We start from the raw sequence: 18,304 nt of genomic DNA, 5'->3' as shown, positions 1-18,304 counted from the left end.
TGTCAGTTCACGAGTTGTTGGGTGGCGGCCTGCGGCGCTTCGCCGTGCGGCCAGTCGACGAATCCCGGCGGCGTGCCGACTTCGTAGATGGACGCGCCCGCGATCGCGTTGGCGATCCGGCCGCTGCGCCACGCGGCAAGGCTCAGGTTCGGGTCGGCGATGCCGCGCGTCGTGCGCGCGGCGTTCTGGAAGAAAATTCGCGCGGCGCTCGGCCGGTTCCAGCGCACCGCGTAGTCGTCGTCGAGTTCCGGTGCGCCATCGCGCGTGTGCATCTCGAAGCGCAGCGATTCGAGCGCGCCGGGCATCTGGAATTCGCTGCCCGTCGCGAGCAGCACGACGTCCGCATGCAGCGGCGCATGCACGCCGGTGCCGTCGTCGACGCTCAGCACGAAACCGCCGTCCGCGCGGTGCAGGTTCGCCATGCTGCGGCCCGGCATCAGCGCGCAATGGCCGGGACGCCCCTCGATGTGCGTGATCTCGTAGAGCCGCTGGTAGATTGCCGTCAGCAGCGGCAACGTGACGCCGTCGCTCGCGAGGCGCTGCGTCTCGAGCGCGTCGCGCTTGCGCTGCGGCGACAGCCGCGAGAAATGTTCGTTGTATTGCGGCACGAACCATTCGTTGACGAACGGCGAGTCGTCCATCGGCAGGAAGTTCTCGCGCCGCGTCAGCCAGGCGATGTGCGCGGGCGCGGCATCGCCCGTCAGGCCGAGCAGATGCAGCGCGAGCTCGGCGCCGCTCTGGCCGCCGCCGACGATCGCGACGCGCCGGCCGGCGAGCGCCGGCCGCACGGTGCAGAACTGCGACGAATGCAGCACGTCGGCGCCCAGGTGCGGCCGCGCGCAGGCAGGCACGGTCGGGCGCAGGCCGACGCCGACCACGAGGTTCGCGGTGCGCACGACGCCGTGCGAGGTCGTGACGCGCAGCGCGCGCCCGTCACGCACGACGCTTTCGACTTCGCAGTCGAACCGCAGGTTGTCGAGCGACGCGCACACCCACCGCATGTACTGCTCGAACTCGCGGCGGCGCACGGTCGGAAAGCGCGCGTTCGCGAACGAATACAGTCGTTCGGTGCGTTGCAGGAACGCAATGAACGAGTAGCGGCTGCACGGATCGGCCAGCGTCACGAGATCCTTCAGGAAGCTGGTCGTCAGCGACGAATCCGCGAGCATCAACCCGGGATGCCAGCGGAACTCGGGCCGGCGCTCGACGAACAGCGAACGCAGGCCGTTCAGCGGCGCCAGCAGCGCCGCCAGGCTCAGGTTGAACGGACCGACGCCGATGCCGAGCACGTCGACTTCTTCGCCGGCGAATGCCCGCGGCTTCGCGCCGTCGAGCGTCTGGATTTCGAAAGGGTTCATCGCGCCTCCCCGGCACCGGTGATCGAATCGTGAAAGGCAACGTCGTCGGCGTGGCCGAGCACGCGCGCGGCCAGCGCCGCGCCGCCGCGAACGGCCGTGGCGATCCCGCTGCCGCAATAGCCGCCGCACCAGCCCAGCCGCCCGGCCATGCCGACGTGCGGCACGCCGGACGCGGTGAAGCCGAGCGGCGCGGACCATACGTGCTCGACCTGCGCGTGTTCGAGCGCCGGGAAATACGCGGCCAGCCGCGCGCGCAACGCGGCCTCGACGCCCGCGGGCGGCACATCGGCCGACAGGCCGAGCCGGCTGCCGAACAGCAGCCGCCCGCGCTCGTCGAGCCGGAAATAGTCCTTGTCGGCGGACAGCGTGCCGTACACGCGCGGCTGCCGCGAAATGCGGCGCTGCGTCGCGTCGTCGAGGATGCGGGTCGCCAGCAGGTGCGTGCCGTAGCGTTCGAGCGGCGGGCGCACGTCGGCCGGCAGCAGCGACCATGCGTCCTCCGCGCACACCAGCACGGCGCCGGCGTCGACCGTCGCGTCACCGAGATCGAGCACGGCCGCACCGGGCGCGGGCCGCACGGCATGCACGCGCGCGCCGCGCCGGATTCGCACGCCGAGCGTCGCGGCCCGCACCCGCATCGCATCGCGGAGCGCGCGCGGCCGGATCAGCGCGAAGCGCAGGTTCAGCAACCCGGCGATCGCGTGCGCCGCGCCGGTTTCCTGCGTGACCGCCCGCGCGTCGAGCCACGCGACGCACGCCTCCTGCTGCGCCGCATGGCACGCGAACCGGTGCGCCAGTTGCGCCGCCGACGCGTCGTCGCACGCGAGCGTGATGTGGCCGGGATGCGCCCAGCCGCAGGCGAGGTTGCGGCTGTCGACGAAGCGCTTCAGGTAGGCGATGGCCTGCGCCGCCGCGCGCTCGGCGGCCTGCGCGTGCGCGGCCGAAACCGGGCCGCGCGGCAGTGCCGGCGCGACGCTCGCGACCGAGCCGAAGTTGAATGCGCTCGGCACGTCGCCCGGCGGATCAGCGTCGCAAACGTCGACCGTCGCGCCCTGCTCCGCCAGGTGGATCGCGGCGGACAGCCCCGTGTAGCCGCCGCCGACGATCGCGACGTCGGCGGTTCGTGTGCCGGGCGTCCTCATGCGTGCTCCAGCTGGCGTTGACGCGCGTCGACGAATGCGCGGTACGGCGCGTCGAAGAAGAACGCGGGCTCGCCATCCGGCGGTTCGAGCTGGTCGAGCCAGCAGGCCGTCGCCGAATACTTCGCGAGAAACGGCCGGCGCAGCCAGCGCGGATCGCGCGCCTGCAGGAAATTCAACAGGAAGTAGCGCTGTCCCTGCAGCTCGAGCGTGCCCGCGACCTCGACCTTGCCGGGGCCTGCGCTCATCGACGGGCCGCGCGCGCTGCGCGCGAGCCCCGACACCGACGCGATCGCGGTGTTGTAGATATCGAGCGCCCGCGCGAGCGGCAGCTCGAAATAGCCGCGCGGCCCGGTATCGCGCTCGACGAACATGTAGTACGGCACGATGCCGAGTCGCACCTGCCCGACCCAGTTGCGCCGCCAGACTTCCGCATCGTCGTTGATGTGGCGCAGCACCGGCCCCTGCGAACGGATCACGACGCCGATGCGGCGCAGGTTCGTCACGGCCTGCTCGGCGACCTCCGTCGACAGTTCGCGCCAGTGGTTCAGGTGCGCCATGACCGTCACGTTGCGCCCCGCATCGATCAGCGTGCGCAGCAGCGCGAGCAGCTCGGGCGTATCCGGATCGCTGACGAAACGGTACGGCCAGTAGGTCAGCGCCTTCGTGCCGATCCGGATGTTGCCGACGTGCTCGAGCCCGGGCTCCAGCAGCGGCATCAGGTACTCGCGCAGGCGCGTCGCGCTCATCACCATCGGATCGCCGCCCGTCATCAGCAGGTCGGTCACTTCGCCGCGCGCGCGCAGGTACGCGTGCAGCCGCGCGGCTTCGCTCGACGCGAATTTCAGCGACGCGTCGCCGACGAACTGCGGCCAGCGAAAGCAGAACGTGCAGTACGCATGGCAGGTTTGCCCGTGGCTCGGGAAGTACAGCACCGTCTGCGCGTACTTGTGCTGGATGCCCGGGCACGGCTCGCCGTCGAGCTCCGGCTCGTTGAGCCGCTGGTCCGCCGGATGCGGGTTCATCCGGGCGCGCAGGCGCCCGATCAGCGCGTCCAGGTCGGCACCGCGCGCCGCGTCGCGCGACAGCATGGCCAGCTCGCCGAGATCGTCGGGCGCGAGCATGTCGGGCTGCGGAAACGTCAGCCGGAACAGCGGATCGTCCGGGACGTTGGTCCAGTCGATCAGTTGTTCGACGACATAACGGTTGACCTTGAACGGCAGCACGCGCGCGACCAGCCCGATCTGCTCGCGCATTCGCGGCGGCAACCTCGCGAGCTGCGGGAGGTCGTCCAGCTTCGACCGGTTGTACGCCTTGAACACGGGATGCACCGGGATCGGCGGCCGTGGCAGCGCGCCGTCGTGCGTGGATATCCGTTGGCCCTCGGATAGTTGGATCATTGACTCGACTCCATTCTTTTAGATGTACTAATGTAGGTCGTGTGTCTCGTCTGCTCGCCGCCGGCGGCCAGGCAGCCCGCCGGCGTTCTGCAGATACTAGAAGCAATCGCCGCGGCGAAGCATTACGCCGGTGTTATTTATCCATAAGCGTTTCGCATGCGGCTTCGCACCAATTCAACGCGGTGCGGCGGCGCCCACCGCCGGCCGCGCCGCCGGCGCGCGCGGTGCCGGACGGGTTTCCGGCATCCGCCAGTACACGATCAGCGAAATCGCCGCGCACGCCGCCACGTACCAGAAGAACATCGTCTCGTTGCCGCCCGCCTTCAGCCGCAGCGCGACGAACTCCGTCGTGCCGCCGAGGATCGCCGTCGTCAGCGCATAAGGCAGCCCGACCGCCAGTGCGCGGATTTGCGGCGGGAACAGCTCGGCCTTGACCAGCATGTGCACCGACGTGAAGCCGCTCAGCACGACGAGTCCCGCGAACACCAGCGCGAACGCGGCTAGCGGCTCGTGCACATGCCCGAGCGTCGTGAAGATCGGCACCGACAGCAGCGTGCCGCCGAGCCCGAACCACAGCAGCACCGGCCGGCGCCCGACGCGATCCGATACGAGGCCGAACAGCGGCTGCAGCGGCATGTACAGCAACAGCGCGAGCGTGCAGATCCAGGTCGCCGTTTCCTTGTGCAGGCCGACCGAGTTGACCAGGTACTTCTGCATATAGACGGTGTACGTATAGAACGCGACGGTGCCGCCGATCGTGATGCCGATCGCGAGCAGCAGTTCGCGCCAGTGCGCCGCGAGATCGGCCGTCACGCGCGTCTTCGCCGCGCGCGCCCGGCTTGCGACGAATGCATCGCTCTCGACGACGTTGCGGCGCATGTACAGCGCGAACAGCGCCAGCACGCCGCCGACGAAGAACGGAATCCGCCACGCCCAGCGCTCGATGTCGTGCGTGCCGGCGAAGATCCGCTGCATCGCCAGCATCAGGCCGAGCGCGACGAGCTGGCCCGCGACCACGCTCACCTGCAGGAAGCCGACGTAGAAGCCGCGCCGGTTCGGCGGTGCGATCTCGCTCAGGTAGGTCGCGCTGGTGCCGTACTCGCCGCCCATGCTGAGGCCCTGCAAGAGCCGCGCGGCGACGAGCAGCGCCGGCGCGAGCATGCCGATCGTCGCGTAGCCGGGCGTGACGGCGATCAGCATCGAGCCCGCGCACATCGCGAGCACCGATTTCGTCAGCGCGGCCTTGCGCCCGTGCCGGTCCGCGTACAGGCCGACGAGCCAGCTTCCCGCCGGCCGCGCGACGTAGCCGACCGCCGCGATCGCCGCGGTATTCATCAGTTGCACGGTCGGCCGGTCGGCGGGAAAGAACGACGGCGCGAAATAGATCGAGAAGATGCTGTATGCGAGGAAGTCGTACCACTCGATCAGGTTGCCGGCGAGCCCGCCGACGATCGAGCCGATGCGCGGCGGCGCGTCGCCCGCCCCGGTTGGGGAAGTTGTCACGGTTGTCTCCTGTTCGTTCTGTTTCGGGCGGCCGGCAGGCGGCCGCCCGTGCCGCATGCCGGCCTTACGGCTGCCCGGCCGCGTAGCGTGCGTCGAGCGCGTCGAAGCGCGCCTTGTCGACGAGCCGCTGCCGTTCCGCGAACGGCGCGACGAGCGCGGGGTTTTCGTCGAGCCGGCCCGTGTCGCGCAATTCGGTCAGCGCGGCCTGCATCCCGTGCACCGCGCCCTGCAACGCCGCATTCGCGTACAGCACGACGCCGTAACCGAGGCGCGCCAGTTCGTCGCGCGAGCGGGTCGGCGTCTTGCCGCCGATCACGATGTTGATCAGTTGCGGCGTATCGAACAGCGCGGGCAGCCGTTCGACGTCCTCCGGCGTGTCCATCGCCTCGATGAACAGCACGTCGGCGCCCGCTTGCGCATAGCGGTGCGCGCGCTCGATCGCGTCGTCGATGCCGTGCACGGCGGCCGCATCGGTGCGCGCGACGACCAGCAGGTTCGGATCGACGCGCGCGTCGACGGCCGCCTTCAGCTTGCCGACCATTTCCGCGGCCGGAATCACTTCCTTGCCCGCGAAGTGGCCGCATTTCTTCGGCAGCACCTGATCCTCGAGCTGGATCGCATCGGCGCCGCTGCGCTCGAGCGTGCGCACCGTATGCAGCACGTTCAGCGCGTTGCCGAAACCGGTATCGGCATCGACCATCAGCGGCAAATCGACGGCGTCGCGCACGCGCGCGGTGTGCTCGGCCAGTTCGCCGAGCCCGACGAAGCCGAGATCCGGCAAGCCGAGCGACATGTTGGTGACGCCGGCGCCGCTCAGGTACAGCGCGCCGAAGCCCAGATCGGCGGCGATCCGCGCGCTGAGCGCATTGAACGTGCCGGCGACGAGCAGCCCCTGGCGGGCGGCGATGCTGCGCCGGAAAGCGGCGCGACGAAGGGCGGTGGAATCGGTCATGCGAGGCCTCATTGGTCGAAACGAAACAGGGTGCGCGGCGAGTCGCGCAACACGCGCGCGCGTTCGCCGGCATCGGGCAGCCAGCGTTCGAGCGCCGCGCAGGTCGCGCCGAAGTCGACACGTTCGCGATGCTGCGTATGCGGCCAGTCGCTGCCCCACACGAGCCGCTCCGGCGTGAACGCGCCGCGCAGCGCCTGCGCCGCGCCGAGCGCGGTGTCGGTGCCGTCGCCGGTCAGGCTGTTCCGGTACGCGGCCGACAGCTTGACCCACACGCGCCCGGTATCGGCAAGCGACAGCAGATGACGGAAGCCCGGATCGCGTTCGCCGAGCGCCGGCGACGGGCGGCCGAAATGGTCGATCACGAGCGTGCACGATTGCGCAAGCAGGCTCGCGGCGATCGCATGCAGGTCGGCCGCGTCGCGATGAATCTCGACATGCCAGCCGAGCGCGTTGATGCGTGCGAACAGCGCGCGCCACACCCGCGTGCCGAAATCCGGAATCGGCAGGCCGACCAGATTGAGCCGCATGCCCACGACGCCCGCGCGGTCGAGCGCGGCGAGCGCGTCGTCGTCGATCACCGGATCGACGACCGCGACGCCGCGAAAGCGGCTCGGGTAGCGCCGCAGCACGTCGACGAAGAACGTATTGTCGGTGCCGAGAAAGCTCGGCTGCACCAGCACCGCGTGCGTGATGCCGTGTGCGGCGAGATGCGCGACGTACGCGTCGAGCGACGCATCGTAGTCGGGCGCATGGCGCACGACCGGCGCGAGCGGCAGACCGCGCGCAAACACGTGCGCATGGGCGTCGACCGCCGCGACGGCCGTCGATGACGCGTACCACGCGGCCGTATCCGGCGCCGCTGAAACCGGTTCGACCGGCGGATTGACTGCTCGATCCATGACGACTTGCCTGCAAGAGGTGCCCGGCCCGGCAGCGGGCGACAGGGCGACGGAATGAACGAAGGACGAAAACTACAGCGATGCGCCGGCGCGCGCGTCGTCGTCGGCGCCCGGCCCGGCAGCCGCGTCGGGCAGACGGCGCCCGCGCGTTTCCGGCAGGAACCACACCGCGATCACGACGAGCCCGTACGCGATGCCCGCGTCGATGCCGAGCGCCGTGCCGAGCGGCAGCGATTCGCCCATCCGCCCGACCAGCACTGGAAAGCCCGCCGACACGATGCGGCCGAAGTTGTAGCAGAACCCGACGCCGCGGCCGCGCACGTTTTGCGGATACAGCTCGTTGAACAGCGTGCCGAGCGTCGCCGGGATGCCGGCCGAGCACAACCCGAGCGGGAACCCGAGCAGCAGCATCGCGACGTCGTTCAGCGGCAGGAACACGTACAGGTTCACCATCACCGCGCAACACGCGGCGAACAGCATCACGTTGCGACGCCGGCCGATCCGGTCCTGCAAATACGCGCTCAGGAAACAGCCGCAGATGAACGCGACGATCACGACCGCGAGATACGCGCCGGTGCCGAGCACCGACAGGTGCCGCTCGGTCTTCAGGTAGGTCGGCAGCCAGATCGTGATCGCGTGATAGCCGCCGTGCGCGCCGACGCCGATCAGGCCGCCGACCACCGTCGTGCGCAGCACCGACCGGTCGAAGATGCCCACCGTCGGCGCATCGTCCCCGTGCGCGGGCGCAGGCGTCGCGCGCGGCGGCTCGGAAATCGCGCGGCGGATATACAGCACCAGCAGCGCAGGCAGCGCGCCGATCGCGAACAGCACGCGCCACGCCCACTCGGACGGCAGCCACGCGAACACGATCATGTACAGCAGCACCGCCGCGCCCCAGCCGAATCCCCACGCGCTCTGCACGACGCCCATCGCCTTGCCGCGATGGCGCGCGCCGACCGTCTCCGCGAGCAGCACCGCGCCCGCGGTCCATTCGCCGCCGAAGCCGAGCCCTTGCAACGCCTTCAGCACCAGCAACTGCTCGAAGTTCTGCGCGAACGCGCTGAGGAACGTGAAGGCGGAGAACCAGCACACGGTGATCTGCAGCGCCCGCACGCGCCCGTAGCGATCCGCGATCGCGCCGGCCAGCAGGCCGCCGAGCGCGCCCGACACGAGCGTCGCGCCGCCGATCAGGCCGGCCTGCCCCTTGCCGATGCTCCAGGTCGCGAGCAGCGCCGGGATCACGAGGCTGAACATCTGCGTGTCGAGCCCGTCGAGCGCCCAGCCGGCAAAGCAGCCGCGCAACGTGCGCCGTTCGGTCGTCGAGAGTTCGCGCATCCAGGTCAACGGAGGTCTCCTCGTGTCGTCGCCGTGCGTCGCCTGAGCGCGCCGCTATCGGAGGCGCGGCCGGGTTCGACGACGCCCGATGTGCATCCTATGAATCATTTGGATAATTCGCTACTATGTTTCGAATAATTATTCATAACACACGCTTATGGAAATCAGGCACGTCCGCTACTTCCTCGCGATCGCGGATTCCGGCAGCTTTACGCGCGCCGCCAGCGAGCTGGGCATTGCGCAGCCGGCGCTCAGCCAGGCGCTGAACCGGATGGAAAAGGAGCTGGGGGTCCGGCTGTTCGACCGGTCACGGCGCGGCGCGACGCTCACGCCGGCCGGGCTCGCGATGGTCGACGATCTGCGCCTGAGCGTCGCGCGGCTCGACGCGGCCGCGCACCGGGCGGGCGAAATCGGCGCGCAGCGCGCCGGGCGCCTGACCATCGGCTTCGTCACCGCGGCGCTGTTCGACACGCTGCCGCGCGCGATCCGTGCGCTGCGCGAAAGCGCGCCCGACGTCGAGCTGGTGATGCGCGAGATGAGCAATGCCGAGCAGACGATCGCGCTCGAGCGCGGCGAAATCGACATCGGGCTGCTGCATACGCCGGTCGCGGTGAACGGCCGGATGCGCGAGCAGCTGATCCGGCGCGATCCACTCGTCGCGGTGCTGCCGAAGGCGTTCCCGCGCCAGCCCGACGGCACGGTGACGCTGGCCGATCTGGCCGCGGCCGGCCTCGTGTGGTTTCCGCACGATCAACTGCCGCTGATCCGCGCCGGTATCCTCAGCGCGTTCCGCCAGGCCGGGCATCCGGTCGACATCGTGCTCGACGTGAACCGCACGCTGACGGTCGTCGCATGCGTGGCCGCCGGCTGCGGCGTATCGCTGCTGCCGACGTCGATCCACGCGTTCGCGTTCGACGGGGTCGCGTACAGCCCGATCCGCGACGGCGCCGCGCTGCCGAATTTCGAACTCAGCGCGATCTGGCCCGCACGGTCGCGCCCGACGCTCGCCGACCGTTTCGCCGCGCTGCTGCCGTCGGCCGATACGCGGTCCTGAGCATCCGGCCCGCCGCCACACGGGCCGCCCCGCCACGGGAAAACCCCGATCCCCACATCGTCCTATGACATCGGGCATCGCGAATTGGCGGGATTACTTTGATCCTCGTCGGCGCCCGCCCGGGCGCATGCTGATAGCGAGGATCCCTCATGCGATACGTGCCATCGTGGACTTCCGTTTCCGCCGCGTCGTCGATTCCCGACGATGCGACCACCCAACGCGGCGAGGAGCCGCACAGTCTGCCGCGGGTCGCGATCGCGGCCGCCGCCCTCGGCAATGCGACCGAATGGTTCGATTACGGTATTTACGCGTACGGCCTCGCGTACATTTCCGCCGCGCTGTTTCCCGGCAACACCGCGAGCGCGACGCTGTTCGCACTCGGCACGTTCGCGATCTCGTTCCTGATCCGCCCGCTCGGCGGCCTGTTCTGGGGCCCGCTCGGCGACCGGCTCGGCCGCAAGCGCGTGCTCGCGCTGACGGTGCTGACGATGTCGGGCGCGACGTTGCTCGTCGGCGTGCTGCCGAGCTATGCGACGGCCGGCTGGCTCGCACCGGCCGCGCTGATCGTGCTGCGCATGGTGCAGGGCTTCTCGACCGGCGGCGAATACGGCGGTGCGGCAACCTTCATCGCCGAATACGCGCCCGATTCGCGGCGCGGCCTGTGCGGCAGCTTCCTCGAATTCGCGACGCTCGCCGGCTTCTCGCTCGGTGCGTTCCTGATGCTCGGCTTCGCGCTGCTGCTCGGCGATTCGGCGATGCATGCGTGGGGCTGGCGCCTGCCGTTCCTGGTCGCCGCGCCGCTCGGCCTGATCGGCTTCTACCTGCGCTCGCGCCTGGAGGAAACGCCGGTGTTCCGCGAACTCGAGGAACAGGCGCACCGCCGCGAGCAAAGTGCGACGGCCGCGCTGCCGATCCGGCTGCTGCTGGTGCGCTATGCGAAGCCGCTGGTGCTGCTCGGCGGGCTCGTCGTCGCGCTGAACGTCGTCAACTACGTGCTGCTTGCATACATGCCGACCTACATGCACAAGGAACTCGGCGTCAGCGAGAACATGTCGCTGCTGATTCCGCTGATCGGCATGCTCGCGATGATGGTGCTGCTGCCGTTCGCCGGCTGGCTGTCCGATCGCGTCGGCCGCAAGACGATGTGGTGGATCTCGCTCGTCGGGCTGTTCGTCGCGGCCGTGCCGATGTTCACGCTGATGACGCACGGTCCGCTCGGCGCGTTCATCGGCTTCGCGGTGCTCGGCGTGCTGTACGTGCCGCAGCTCGCCACCATTTCCGCGATGTTCCCGGCGATGTTCCCGACCCACGTCCGCTATGCGGGCATGGCGATCGCGTACAACGTGTCGACGTCGCTGTTCGGCGGCACCGCGCCGATCGTCAACGACTGGCTGATCGGCAAGACCGGCAACGCGCTGATTCCCGCGTACTACATGATGGCTGCGTGCGCGGTCGGGTTGATCGCGCTGCTGGCGGTGATCGAGACGCGCGGGTGTTCGCTGCGCGGGGACACGCTTCCCGGTCAGCCGGGCTGACCCGCGCGCCGGCGGCGCCCGGCTTCCCATAAACGGCATCCATCGCATCGCCCGCCGTCCGGCCACGGACGGCGGGCGATGTGCATTTCGGGCGACCGAAACCGCCGCCGGATTGTTGTCGTCCGGACAACACGATGTGCCCCCGTGCGGCGCTGTCGGCGGGTGCGGGCCGTCACTACAATCGCTGACACGCTCGATCGGAATCCGGGCGCACCGAAGCGCGACCTTCACGATCGCGCTCGCGAACCGCTCTGCACCGCGCAGTGCGGACTCCCTCACTCGACGAACAGGATTACTGAACATGAACGCACCCATCCGCAACGTCCAGCCGATCATCGCCCGCCTGGGCCACGAAGGTTCGGGCGAGCTCGTTTCGTCCCGCTACGCCGTGCGCATCGGCGCAGTCGACGTCGTACTGATCAGCGACGGCGTGTTGCCGCTGCCGACTTCCACCATGTCCACCAACGTGAGCGAAACAGACCGCAATGCGTGGTTCGACGGCCGTTTCCTGCAACGCGACATGTTCGACTGGGCGCTCAACATCGCGCTCGTGCGCAGCGCCGATCGCCTGATCCTGATCGACTCGGGCGTGGGCGACGGTTTCGAATACTTCACGCGCGCCGGGCGCTCGGTGATGCGCCTTGAATCGGCCGGCATCGACCTGGCCGCGATCACCGATATCGTGATCACGCACATGCACATGGATCACGTCGGCGGGCTGAACGTCGACGGCGTCAAGGCGAAGCTGAACCCCGACGTCCGCATTCACGTATCGGCCGCGGAAGTGGCGTTCTGGGAGAATCCGGACTTCAGCAAGACGGTGATGCCGGAAACCGTGCCGCCCGCGCTGCGCAAGGCGGCAGCGCGGTTCATGGCACTCTACGGCGAAAACATCGTGCAATTCGATCGCACCGTGGAAGTCGCCGCGGGCGTGTCGGCGCGGGTGACGGGCGGACATACGCCGGGGCACTGCGTGGTCGACGTCGCATCGAACGGGGAAAAGCTGACGTTCGCGGGCGACGCGATTTTCGAAGTGAACTTCGACCACCCCGACTGGCAAAACGGCTTCGAACACGATCCGGACGCGGCGGTCGACGTGCGTCTCGCGCTGTTCAACGAAGCGGCCGACACCGGCGCGCTGCTGGCCGCCGCCCACGTCGCGTTCCCGTCCATCGGCCATGTTGCGCGAAACGGCGACGGCTTCCGTTTCGTGCCGGTCGTGTGGGATTACTGAGTGACGATCGGTAGCCGACGCGCACCGCAGGCGATGCACTGACGGTTTGCTCGAACCGTATCCGTACCGGCAAGAAAAAACGCCGCCGCATTTGCATGCGGCGGCGTCATCTCGCGCGCCGAGGCGCGCATCAGCACCGCTCGAACGTCACGCGACGGCCGACAGGTTCCGCTCGGCGACCTCGTCCACCGCATCCTTGACGATCGCGACGATCTCGTCAGCCTCCGCACGCGTCATCACGAGCGGCGGCGCAAAGCCGAGAATGTCGCCGTGCGGCATCGCCCGCGCGATCACGCCGCGCTGCAACGCGGCCGCCGACACCTGCGCACCGATCTTCAGCGCGGGATCGAACGGCGTGCGCGCGTCCTTGTCGGCCATGAATTCGAGCGCGGCCAGCATGCCGACGCTGCGCACCTCGCCGACGAGCGGATGCGCGCCGAATGCGTCGCGCAGCTTCGCGCCGAAGTAGCCGCCGACGTCGGCCGCGTTGCCGACCAGGTTCTCGCGCTCGAGGATCGCGAGGTTCGCGAGCGCGGCGGCCGCGCATACCGGATGACCGGAATACGTCCAGCCGTGCCCCATCGGCCCGTGTTCCTGCGAGCCGCGCGCGATCACGTCCCACACCTTCTCGCCGACGATCACGCCCGACAGCGGCGCATACGCGCTCGTCAGCCCTTTCGCGACCGTAATCAGGTCGGGCTCGATCCCGAAGTGCTGCGCGCCCATCTTCGAGCCGAGCCGCCCGAACCCGCACACGACTTCATCGGAGATCAGCAGGATGTCGTGCTTGCGCAGCACGGCCTGGATCGCGGGCCAGTAGCCGGCCGGCGGTTCGATGATGCCGCCCGTGCCCATCACCGGCTCCGCGATGAACGCGGCGACCGTATCGGCGCCCTCGCGGGCGATCAGCTTCTCGAGCTCGTCGACGCAGTACGCGACGAACTGCGCCTCGCTCATGCCGGCCGGCGCCTTGCGATACCAGTGCGGACACACCGTATGCTTCACGCGGTCGATCGGCAGGTCGAAATGCTGGTGGAAGCTCGGCAGGCCCGTGAGGCTGCCCGTCACGATGCCCGAGCCGTGATAGCCGCGCTCGCGCGAGATGATCTTCTTCTTGTTCGGGCGGCCGAGCACGTTGTTGTAGTACCAGACGATCTTGACCTGCGTCTCGTTCGCGTCGGAACCCGACATCCCGTAATAGACCTTCTTCATCCCCGCCGGCGACCAGTCGATGATCCGCGACGACAACTCGATGATCGCGTCCGACGCGTGGCCGACGTACGTGTGGTAGTACGCGAGCTGCTTCGCCTGTTCGTACATCGCGTCGGCCACTTCGGTGCGGCCATAGCCGATGTTCACGCAGTAGAGGCCGGCGAACGCGTCGATGTAGCGCTTGCCCTGGTGATCCTCGATGCGGATACCTTCGCCGCCGCGCACGATCTTGCCCGGCAGCGCGCCGGTCTCGTGGTCGTATGCGTGCGTCGACGGGTGCATGAAGTGGGCACGGTCCTCGCGCAGCAGTGCGTCGATCGATTTCGTCATGATGAGCTCCTTTGAATGGGTCAGGCCGTCGCCGCAACAGGCAGGCCGAGATTGCCGAGGCAGAAGTACTTGGTTTCCGTGAACGGCTCGAAGCCTTCGGCGCCGCCTTCGCGCCCGAGGCCCGACGCCTTCATCCCGCCGAACGGGATCGGCGCACCGGTGAATTTCACGCCGTTGACCGACACCATCGCGAAATCGAGCCGCCGCACCAGCTGGAAGATCGTGTCGATGCGGGTCGCGCACACGTACGCGGCGAGGCCGTACTCGGTGTCGTTGGCCGTTTCGACCGCTTCGTCGAGCGTGTCGAACGCGCTGACGGCCGAGATCGGCGCGAAGTTTTCCTCGTCGACCACGCGCATGCCGGGCGCGGCATCCGCGATCACGGTCGGCTCGTAGAACCAGCCACCGAGCGCGTGCGGCCGGCCGCCCGCGACGATGCGTGCGCCGCGTGCCCGCGCATCCTCGACCCGCGCCACGGTCGCGTCGAATGCGGCCTGGTGCATCAACGGACCGACGTCCACGCCCGGCTCGAACGCGGGGCCCGTCTTCAGCGCCCGCACCGCGTGCGCATACCGTTCGACGAACGTGTCGTACAGCGGGCGGGCGACGAGCATCCGGTTCGCCGCGCAGCAGTCCTGGCCGGACGTCTGGAACTTCGCGCCGACGGCAACCTGTACCGCCTGGTCGACGTCCGCATCCTCGGTCACGATGAACGGCGCATTGCCGCCCAGTTCGAGCGCGATCTTGCGGATGCCGGCCTTCGCGGCGGTTTCGGTCACGAGCCGGCCGACGCGCGTCGAGCCGGTGAAGCTCACCGCACGCACGCGCGCATCGCCGACCAGCGTTTCCATCGCCATCTGCGGTTCGCCGAGCACGACGTTGAACACGCCGGCCGGCAAGCCGGCCTCGTCAGCGAGTTGCGCGAGCGCGAGCGCCGAGAACGGCGTTTCGTGCGCGGGCTTCACGACCACGGCGCACCCGACCGCGATCGCGGCCGCCGCCTTGCGCGTGATCATCGCGGCCGGGAAATTCCACGGCGTGATCAGCGCGGCGACGCCGACCGGCTCCATCACGGTGCCGAGATGCGCGCCGTCGATATGCGTCGGGATCGTGCGACCCGCGACGCGTTTCGCCTCGCTCGCGAACCATTCGACGAAGCTCGCCGCATAGCGGATCTCGCCGCGCGCTTCGGCCAGCGGCTTGCCCTGTTCCAGCGACAGCAGCGCGGCCAGATCGTCGACGTGACGCAGGATCAGCGCATGCCAGCGCAGCAACGCCGCGCTGCGCACCGCTTGCGGCGTCCAGCGCCAGGTCTCGTACGCGCGCTGCGCGGCGTCGACGGCCGCGACGATCTGTGCGCGTTCGAGCATCGGCACGTGGCCGATCACGGCCTGGTCCGCGGGGTTCACGACGGCGACCGTCGCGGCACTGTCGCTGTGGATCCAGCGACCGTCGACATAGCAGGTCGACTTGAACAGAACGGGGTGTCCGGGCAGCATGCTGCGTCTCCTCGTTGGTGGGCACGGACTTCATTGTGTCGCGCCGGCGCATGCGGAAATTTCGGTTTGCACGGCCGGAAATGCCGGTTTTTTCCGTATTGCCACGCGCCGGCGCGAACTTTTACAGCCAGTCCGGCGCGCCGCCGGATTCGCACTTCACGACCTTCGTCACGATGTACGTGAAGTAGCGCTCGATGCCGAGGTCTTCCATCAGCAGCGCATCGATGAAGCGCTGGTAATGGTCGATGTCGCGCGCGACCACGTGCAGCACGTAGTCGACGCCGCCACCCGTCGCGTAGCACTGCGCGACCTCGGGCGCCGCGGCCACGCGATCCTCGAAGCGTCGCATGTCGGGCGCGGTGTGCCGCGACAGCGTCACCTCGACGACGATGCGGCTGCCCGAGAACGCGCCGATCCAGTCGACGTCCGCGCGATAGCCGCGAATCACGCCGCTTTCCTCCAGCTTGCGCACGCGCTCCCATGCCGGCGAAATCGACAGGTTCACGGCCTCGGCGAGCTTCGACTTCGTGATGCGCCCGTCGCGCTCGAGCAGGCGCAGGATCGCGAGGTCGTATCGGTCGAGCTTGATCACGTCGTGCGCGTCCTCATACGGCCACCGGAATGTTGCGCTCGACGATGTCGGCCACCACCGCGACCGTGTCGCCGGGCTGCACGATGCCCGGGAAGTGCCGGGCCGCGAGCAGCCCGCGCCGCCGCGCGACGTATTCGACCGGCGCGACGCCCGTGCGGTCGACGGCGTGCACGCGCGCGAGCACGTCGCCGGCGTCGACCTCGGTGCCGAGATCGCGGCACATCTCGAGCAGCCCGTGATGCTCGCTCGTCGTGAAGCACGAACCGTCCGGCATGTCGAGCAGCGTCGTCGTACGTGGCGCGTTGCCGTCCACGACGTCCTTCGCGATCACGCCCGCATGCGCGAGAAATCCGTACACGCCGCGCTCGGCGATCGCGACGCTCGCCGCCGTCGACGTGCCGCCGCCGCCCAGCTCGGTCGACACGAACACCTTGCCGGCTTCCTCGGCCGCGCTGTCGTAGAGACCGACGCTGTCGAGTTCCAGCATGCGCATCGAATACGGCGCGCCGAACGCGCGCATCGCACGCTCGCAGCGCGCTTCCTGCTCGCGATCCTCCAGCACGTGAATCGCCGCGAACGGCACGAAGTCGAGCGTGCGCCCGCCCGCGTGAATGTCGAGCACGTGCGTCGCGAGCGGCAGCAGGTGGCGCTGGAAGTAATCGGCGATCTTCTCGGTCACGGTGCCGTCCGGCCGGCCCGGGAAGCTGCGGTTCAGGTTGCCGGCATCGATCGGCGACGTGCGGCAGCCGGCGCGGAACGCCGGATAGTTCATGAACGGCACGACGATCACGCGGCCGGTCACGTCGGCCGCCTTCAGCGAACCGGCGAGCTTCGACAGCGCGACCGGCCCCTCGTATTCGTCGCCGTGGTTGCCGCCGGTCAGCAACACCGTCGGCCCGTCGCCGCGCTTCACGACGGTCACCGGAATCATGATCGCGCCCCACGCGGAATCGTCGCGCGAGTAAGGCAGCTTCAGGAAGCCGTGCTGTTCGCCGTCCGCGTCGAAATCGACGGTCGGCGTAATCGGGGAAGCACGCATCGCCCTACTCCTTCACGAACAGCTTGCGCGGCACGTTGCAGAACGTCTCGACGCCGGTCTCGGTGATCAGGATGCTCTCCGTGATCTCCAGCCCCCAGTCGTCGAGCCACAGCCCCGGCATGAAATGGAACGTCATGCCGGGTTCGAGCACCGTCCGGTCGCCCGGACGCAGGCTCATCGTGCGCTCGCCCCAGTCGGGCGGATAGCTTGCACCGATCGGATAGCCGCAGCGGCTGTCCTTCTCGATGCCCGCGCGGCGCAGCACCGCGAAGAACGCGTTCGCGATGTCCTCGCACACGTTGCCCGGCTTCGCGGCCGCGAGCCCGGCCTCGATGCCCTCGACCACCGCGCGCTCGCCTTCGATGAAGTGCGCGGGCGGCTTGCCGAGATAGACGGTGCGCGACAGCGGGCAGTGATAGCGGCGGTAGCAGCCGGCGATCTCGAAGAACGTGCCGGCGCCGCGCGCGAACGTCGAGTCGTCCCAGGTCAGGTGCGGCGCGGCAGCATCCGCGCCGGTGGGCAACAGCGGCACGATCGCCGGATAGTCGCCGCCGAAGCCGTCCGCGCCGCCGATCCCGGTCGCATAGATCTGCGCGACCAGGTCGCTTTTCTTCATGCCCGGCTCGATCGTCTCGACGATGTGCGCATGCATCCGTTCGACGATGCGGGCGGCCACGCGCATGTACTCGATCTCGCGCGGCGACTTCACCGCGCGCTGCCAGTTGACGAGCGCGGTCGCATCGACCCAGCGCGCGCCCGGCAGATGCCGCTGCAGCGACGCGTACGCCGCCGCGCTGAAGTAGTAGTTGTCGAGCTCGACGCCGATGCGCAGCGTGCTCCAGCCGCGCGCCGCGATCACCTCGGTCGACAGGTAATCCATCGGATGGCGCGCGCTCGACTGCACGTAATGATCGGGATAGCCGACGATATTTTCGTGCGCCATGAACGCGGTGCGCTTCGCGCCGTTCGCGTCCTGGCTGCGGCCGAACCACACGGGTTCGCCGTCCAGTGCAAGCAGCACGCACTGGTGCACGTAGAACGACCAGCCGTCATAGCCGGTCAGCCAGCCCATGTTGGTCGGGTCGGTGACGATCAGCAGGTCGATGCCGGCCCGCTCCATCGCCGCACGCGTCTTCGCGATCCGCGCAGCATATTCGCTGCGCGCGAACGCGAGACGCGGCGCGGCTTCGTTGGTTTCGATGACTGCGGCCATCTGTCTCCTC

Annotated in this window: 15 protein-coding genes; 3 read left to right on the top strand and 12 right to left on the bottom strand. The window is 69.0% G+C overall.

The genetic code is table 11. The annotated features are described in order from the left end of the window. Positions 1-2 precede the first annotated feature (2 nt). From H0X91_RS00360 to H0X91_RS00330, 7 genes are all read right to left on the bottom strand, one after another. Entirely contained in the window at positions 3-1,358 is a 1,356-nt protein-coding gene (locus tag H0X91_RS00360) for a lysine N(6)-hydroxylase/L-ornithine N(5)-oxygenase family protein (RefSeq protein ID WP_006493536.1), read from the bottom strand. After that, on the bottom strand, positions 1,355-2,500 hold the full coding sequence (locus H0X91_RS00355) for an NAD(P)/FAD-dependent oxidoreductase (RefSeq protein ID WP_196432696.1): 1,146 nt from the start codon (positions 2,498-2,500) through the stop codon (positions 1,355-1,357). The genes H0X91_RS00360 and H0X91_RS00355 overlap by 4 nt, the downstream gene beginning before the upstream one ends. Further along, entirely contained in the window at positions 2,497-3,897 is a 1,401-nt protein-coding gene (locus H0X91_RS00350; RefSeq protein ID WP_196432695.1) for a KamA family radical SAM protein, read from the bottom strand. Before H0X91_RS00350 ends, H0X91_RS00355 begins: the two co-directional genes overlap by 4 nt. A 174-nt stretch (positions 3,898-4,071) precedes the next feature. Next, positions 4,072-5,457, bottom strand: a complete 1,386-nt coding sequence (locus H0X91_RS00345; RefSeq protein WP_006489636.1) for an MFS transporter — start codon at positions 5,455-5,457, stop codon at positions 4,072-4,074. 7 nt (positions 5,458-5,464) lie between these two features. After that, the gene (locus H0X91_RS00340; protein WP_006489642.1) at positions 5,465-6,352 is read right to left on the bottom strand and encodes an isocitrate lyase/PEP mutase family protein; all 888 of its coding nucleotides are present in this window, start codon (positions 6,350-6,352) and stop codon (positions 5,465-5,467) included. Positions 6,353-6,360: 8 nt separating this feature from the next. After that, a complete protein-coding gene (locus H0X91_RS00335; RefSeq protein ID WP_006497867.1) occupies positions 6,361-7,251 on the bottom strand; it encodes an amidohydrolase family protein in 891 nt (296 codons plus the stop codon). Positions 7,252-7,323: 72 nt separating this feature from the next. Further along, positions 7,324-8,586, bottom strand: a complete 1,263-nt coding sequence (locus H0X91_RS00330; protein WP_369718508.1) for an MFS transporter — start codon at positions 8,584-8,586, stop codon at positions 7,324-7,326. Positions 8,587-8,743: 157 nt separating this feature from the next. Here H0X91_RS00330 and H0X91_RS00325 point away from each other — a divergent pair, with 157 nt between their 5' ends. The 3 genes from H0X91_RS00325 to H0X91_RS00315 all read left to right on the top strand — a co-directional run bounded on the left by H0X91_RS00325 (position 8,744) and on the right by H0X91_RS00315 (position 12,409). After that, positions 8,744-9,640: a LysR family transcriptional regulator gene (locus tag H0X91_RS00325; RefSeq protein ID WP_196432694.1), complete on the top strand. Its 897-nt coding sequence runs from the start codon at positions 8,744-8,746 to the stop codon at positions 9,638-9,640. Between the two features lie 149 nt (positions 9,641-9,789). Then, positions 9,790-11,175 (top strand): MFS transporter, encoded by a 1,386-nt coding sequence (locus H0X91_RS00320; protein WP_006489635.1) that lies wholly within the window; start codon positions 9,790-9,792, stop codon positions 11,173-11,175. Positions 11,176-11,476: 301 nt separating this feature from the next. After that, a complete protein-coding gene (locus tag H0X91_RS00315) occupies positions 11,477-12,409 on the top strand; it encodes an MBL fold metallo-hydrolase (protein ID WP_196432693.1) in 933 nt (310 codons plus the stop codon). A gap of 147 nt (positions 12,410-12,556) precedes the next feature. Here H0X91_RS00315 and H0X91_RS00310 read toward each other — a convergent pair whose 3' ends face one another. From H0X91_RS00310 to doeA, 5 genes are all read right to left on the bottom strand, one after another. After that, a complete protein-coding gene (locus H0X91_RS00310) occupies positions 12,557-13,951 on the bottom strand; it encodes an aspartate aminotransferase family protein (RefSeq protein WP_006489628.1) in 1,395 nt (464 codons plus the stop codon). Positions 13,952-13,971: 20 nt separating this feature from the next. Continuing rightward, positions 13,972-15,450 carry an NAD-dependent succinate-semialdehyde dehydrogenase gene (locus H0X91_RS00305; protein ID WP_048988460.1) on the bottom strand — a complete coding sequence of 493 codons (1,479 nt, stop codon included), beginning with the start codon at positions 15,448-15,450 and terminating at the stop codon, positions 13,972-13,974. A 121-nt stretch (positions 15,451-15,571) separates the two neighbouring features. Next, a complete protein-coding gene (locus H0X91_RS00300) occupies positions 15,572-16,042 on the bottom strand; it encodes an Lrp/AsnC family transcriptional regulator (RefSeq protein WP_006497860.1) in 471 nt (156 codons plus the stop codon). A 13-nt stretch (positions 16,043-16,055) separates the two neighbouring features. Then, the gene (doeB, locus tag H0X91_RS00295; RefSeq protein ID WP_006489637.1) at positions 16,056-17,081 is read right to left on the bottom strand and encodes a N(2)-acetyl-L-2,4-diaminobutanoate deacetylase DoeB; all 1,026 of its coding nucleotides are present in this window, start codon (positions 17,079-17,081) and stop codon (positions 16,056-16,058) included. A 4-nt stretch (positions 17,082-17,085) separates the two neighbouring features. Beyond that, positions 17,086-18,294 (bottom strand): ectoine hydrolase DoeA, encoded by a 1,209-nt coding sequence (gene doeA, locus H0X91_RS00290; protein WP_006489634.1) that lies wholly within the window; start codon positions 18,292-18,294, stop codon positions 17,086-17,088. Positions 18,295-18,304 lie beyond the last annotated feature (10 nt).

Origin of the sequence: Burkholderia sp. 9777_1386 (genome assembly GCF_015712265.1) — a bacterium.
GTDB classification, from domain to species: Bacteria; Pseudomonadota; Gammaproteobacteria; order Burkholderiales; family Burkholderiaceae; genus Burkholderia; species Burkholderia cenocepacia.
Note: the sequence above shows the minus strand (reverse complement) of the source record. Positions and strands in the feature narration are given on the sequence as shown.

What these genes read in the sequence shown, in the direction of transcription:
- H0X91_RS00360 (WP_006493536.1), bottom strand. Translation starts at nt 1,358, where the DNA reads ATGAACCCTTTCGAAATCCAGACGCTCGACGGCGCGAAGCCGCGGGCA.
- H0X91_RS00355 (WP_196432696.1), bottom strand. Translation starts at nt 2,500, where the DNA reads ATGAGGACGCCCGGCACACGAACCGCCGACGTCGCGATCGTCGGCGGC.
- H0X91_RS00350 (WP_196432695.1), bottom strand. Translation starts at nt 3,897, where the DNA reads ATGATCCAACTATCCGAGGGCCAACGGATATCCACGCACGACGGCGCG.
- H0X91_RS00345 (WP_006489636.1), bottom strand. Translation starts at nt 5,457, where the DNA reads ATGCGGCACGGGCGGCCGCCTGCCGGCCGCCCGAAACAGAACGAACAG.
- H0X91_RS00340 (WP_006489642.1), bottom strand. Translation starts at nt 6,352, where the DNA reads ATGACCGATTCCACCGCCCTTCGTCGCGCCGCTTTCCGGCGCAGCATC.
- H0X91_RS00335 (WP_006497867.1), bottom strand. Translation starts at nt 7,251, where the DNA reads ATGGATCGAGCAGTCAATCCGCCGGTCGAACCGGTTTCAGCGGCGCCG.
- H0X91_RS00330 (WP_369718508.1), bottom strand. Translation starts at nt 8,586, where the DNA reads ATGCGCGAACTCTCGACGACCGAACGGCGCACGTTGCGCGGCTGCTTT.
- H0X91_RS00325 (WP_196432694.1), top strand. Translation starts at nt 8,744, where the DNA reads ATGGAAATCAGGCACGTCCGCTACTTCCTCGCGATCGCGGATTCCGGC.
- H0X91_RS00320 (WP_006489635.1), top strand. Translation starts at nt 9,790, where the DNA reads ATGCGATACGTGCCATCGTGGACTTCCGTTTCCGCCGCGTCGTCGATT.
- H0X91_RS00315 (WP_196432693.1), top strand. Translation starts at nt 11,477, where the DNA reads ATGAACGCACCCATCCGCAACGTCCAGCCGATCATCGCCCGCCTGGGC.
- H0X91_RS00310 (WP_006489628.1), bottom strand. Translation starts at nt 13,951, where the DNA reads ATGACGAAATCGATCGACGCACTGCTGCGCGAGGACCGTGCCCACTTC.
- H0X91_RS00305 (WP_048988460.1), bottom strand. Translation starts at nt 15,450, where the DNA reads ATGCTGCCCGGACACCCCGTTCTGTTCAAGTCGACCTGCTATGTCGAC.
- doeB (WP_006489637.1), bottom strand. Translation starts at nt 17,081, where the DNA reads ATGCGTGCTTCCCCGATTACGCCGACCGTCGATTTCGACGCGGACGGC.
- doeA (WP_006489634.1), bottom strand. Translation starts at nt 18,294, where the DNA reads ATGGCCGCAGTCATCGAAACCAACGAAGCCGCGCCGCGTCTCGCGTTC.